3 protein-coding genes are annotated in these 3,490 nt (G+C 67.6%); all 3 read left to right on the top strand.

The features are described from left to right. Positions 1 to 738, top strand: a 738-nt coding sequence (locus tag Q7O19_RS13345; protein WP_303810975.1) for an arginine N-succinyltransferase, incomplete at its 5' end; no start/stop codon positions are given. Next, positions 725 to 2,125 carry a succinylglutamate-semialdehyde dehydrogenase gene (astD, locus tag Q7O19_RS13340; protein WP_303810974.1) on the top strand — a complete coding sequence of 467 codons (1,401 nt, stop codon included), beginning with the start codon at positions 725 to 727 and terminating at the stop codon, positions 2,123 to 2,125. The genes Q7O19_RS13345 and astD, both read left to right, overlap by 14 nt. Beyond that, positions 2,122 to 3,384, top strand: coding sequence for an N-succinylarginine dihydrolase (locus Q7O19_RS13335; RefSeq protein ID WP_303810973.1), 1,263 nt, complete (start codon positions 2,122 to 2,124; stop codon positions 3,382 to 3,384). The genes astD and Q7O19_RS13335 overlap by 4 nt, the downstream gene beginning before the upstream one ends. Positions 3,385 to 3,490 lie beyond the last annotated feature (106 nt).

The raw sequence follows: 3,490 nt of genomic DNA, 5'->3' as shown, positions 1-3,490 counted from the left end.
AAGATTTCGACGCTGACCCAGACCAGCAAGGAACTGGATCGCACGCTGCGCATCGAGTTCCTGTCGCTCACCAGTGATTTCGATGGTGCGTCGGAAGTGGGCGGGCTGTTCCTGCACCCTGATCTGCGCACTGGCGGGCTGGGGCGGCTTTTGGCGCCCGCCCGCTATCTGTTCATCGCCCAGCACCGCGCGCGCTTCGGCGACCGCGTGATTGCCGAGCTGCGCGGCGTGATGGATGCAGACGGCAATTCGCCGTTCTGGGACGCGCTGGGCGCCAAATTCTTCGGCCTGTCGTTTCCGGAAGCGGACCGTTTCAACGCTGTCCACGGCAACCAGTTCATCGCCGATCTGATGCCGCGCCACCCGGTCTACACCAATCTGCTCACCGACCAGGCCCGCGCCGCCATCGGCCAACCGCATGGCAGTGGCCGCGCGGCGCTGGCCATGCTGCTGGCGGAGGGCTTTGCGTTCGACAATTATGTCGACATTTTCGACGGCGGCCCCACCGTGAGCGCCCGCATCGATGATCTGAAGTCCATCCGCGGGGCCCGCGCAGCCGAAGTGGCCGCCCTGGCCGATGCGGTGGAAGGGCCGCCGCAGCTGGTTGCGACTGGCCATCTCCACGATTTCCAGGCTTTTCTGTCGCCGCTCGCTGATGCGGGCCGAACGCTGCCCGCCGCCGTCGCCGCGCCGCTGGGCCTCACGCCCGGCACGAGGATCCACCATGTCGATTGCTGAACTCGTCTCCACCGATCCCTGCACTGGCGAGGCGATCTGGACTGGGCCAGTGGGCGGCGTGGCGGCCGCTGTGGCGCGCGCCCGTGCTGCGGCGCCGGGTTGGGCGCGGCGGCCGCTGGCTGAGCGCATCGCCGTCGTCCGCGCCTTCAAGGCGGCGGTGGAGGCCGACGCCGCCGCCTTCGCCCAAATGATTGCGCGCGAAACTGGCAAGCCATTGTGGGAAACCCGCACCGAAGTCGCCAGCGTCGCCGCCAAGGTGGAGATCTCCATCACTGCGCAGGCCGAGCGGGCGGGTGAAAAGGCAGCCGAGGCCGCCGGCGTGCGCCAGATGCTGCGTCACAAGCCGCACGGCGTGCTGGCGGTGCTGGGGCCGTATAATTTCCCGGCGCATCTGCCCAATGGCCATATCGTGCCGGCGCTGCTGGCCGGGAATGTGGTTGTGTTCAAGCCGTCTGAACAGACGCCGGCTGTGGCGGATTTCATGGCCGGGCTGTGGGCCAAGGCGGGCCTGCCCGAGGGCGTTTTGAATCTTGTGCACGGCGGCGGCGATGTGGGCCGCGACCTGGCCGGGGAAGAGATCGACGGCCTGTTGTTCACGGGTTCGGCGCATGTTGGCGCGGCGCTGGCGCGCCAGTTTGCCGAGACGCCGCACCTCATATTGGCGCTGGAAATGGGTGGCAATAATCCGCTGGTGGCGTGGGATTTGACCGATATAGACGCGGCGGCCGCGACCGTGGTGCAATCGGCGTTTCTGTCGGCCGGGCAGCGCTGCACCAATGCGCGGCGGCTGATTGTCGGGCCGGGGAGCGATGCGCTGGTCGAAGCCGTGTTGGCGCTGACGGATCGGCTGATCGTCGGCGCACCCTTCGGCGATCCGCAGCCGTTCATGGGACCGGTGATCGCCAATGCGGCGGCCGATGGGCTGGAGCGTGGCTGGGCGCAGCTGCAGGCGGCGGGTGGCCACGTGCTGCGTCCGCTGGTGCGCGCCCGCGCTGACCGGCCGATCCTTTCACCTGCCGTCATCGACATGACCGACCATGCGCCGTCCGACGATGAATTGTTCGGCCCCGTGTTGCAGATCGTCCGTGTGTCTGACTGGGATGCGGCCATCGCGGCAGCCAATGCCACGCGCTTTGGCCTCGCCGCTGGGTTGATCGGCGGCGATGCGGCACGCTTTGATGATTTCTGGGCGCGCAGCCGTGCCGGGATCGTCAACTGGAACCGGCCGACCAACGGCGCGTCGTCGGCCGCGCCTTTCGGCGGCATTGGGGCCAGCGGCAACCACCGACCATCCGCCTATTACGCCGCCGATTATTGCGCCTTCCCGGTGGCGACGCTGGCGGCCGATGCACTGGGCGGCGGCATCACGTCGGGCCTGCGCCCATGATCCGCGAAATCAACTTCGACGGCCTGATCGGGCCGAGCCACAATTATGCGGCGCTCTCGCTCGGCAATCTCGCCAGCGCGCGCCACGGCGGGGCGACGTCGCGCCCGCGCGCCGCTGCCTTGCAGGGCATTGCCAAGATGCGCTTGGTGATGGGGCTGGGGCTCACACAGGGATTCCTGCTGCCGCTGGACCGTCCCAATGTCGGCTTCCTGCGCCAGATGGGGTTTGTCGGGACGGACGAGCAGGTGATCGCTCGCGCTGCGGTTGAAGACCCGCGCCTGTTTGCCACCGCGGCGACCGCCAGTTCGATGTGGACGGCCAATGCCGCCTCCGTCTCGCCGGCGCCCGACACTGAAGACGGCCGCTGCCATATCAGCGCCGCCAACCTGTCACGCATGGCCCATCGCAGCATCGAACACCCAGAAACCCACGCGCAATTGGCCATCGCGTTCGCCGATCCGGCGTTCGCGGTGCATGAAGCTTTGCCGGCCGCATTCGGCGATGAAGGCGCGGCCAATTTCATGCGCCTGTGCGCTGCCCACGACGCGCCCGGCCTTGAGATCTTCGTCTATGGCGAGGAAGGCGGCCGTTTCCCCGCCCGCCAGAACCGCCGGGCCAGCGAAGCCATTGCCCGCCGTCATGGCGTGAGCAACGCGCTGTTCGTGGCGCAAAGCCAGACCGCCATCGATGTCGGCGCGTTCCACAACGATGTGGTGGCGGTGGCCAACGGCAATGTGCTGTTTGCGCACGAGCACGCCTTTGCCGATGCGGCCGGCCTGAAGGCAGATGTGGCGCGACGGATGCCCGACGCGGTGTATGTCGAGGTGCCGGCCAGCGCGGTTAGCCTTGAGGATGCAATCAAGTCCTATCTGGTCAACAGCCAGTTGCTCACCCTGCCCGATGGCAGCATGGCGCTGGTGTTGCCGAAGGAAGCCGAAGAGACCCCGAGCGTGAAGGCCTGGCTGGCGGCGCTGGTGGCCGGCAACGGCCCCATCCGTGCGGCGCATTTCGTCGACGTGCGTGAATCCATGCAGAACGGTGGTGGCCCGGCGTGTCTGCGGTTGCGCGTGGTGGCTGATCCAGCGCGGGTCGATGCGCGCTTCTTGCTGGGCGAGGCCAAAGCGGATCGGCTGGAACGGCTGGTCGAGCACTGGTGGCCGGAGGCGATTGGCCCGGCGGACATGACGAACCCGGACTTGTGGCGCGGCGTGAAGGCGGCGCGGAAGGCGCTGCTATCGGAGCTTGAACTCAGTCTCTGAACCTCACCGGAAGGGAGGTTCATCAAACGCCCGCAGTTTGCGGCTGTGCAGCGCCGGGCCTTCGTCGCGCAGGATCATCATCGCTTCGATGCCCACCTGCAGATGC

Source organism: Sandarakinorhabdus limnophila DSM 17366 (assembly GCF_945882885.1).
GTDB lineage: Bacteria > Pseudomonadota > Alphaproteobacteria > Sphingomonadales > Sphingomonadaceae > Sandarakinorhabdus > Sandarakinorhabdus limnophila_A.
Note: the sequence above shows the minus strand (reverse complement) of the source record. Positions and strands in the feature narration are given on the sequence as shown.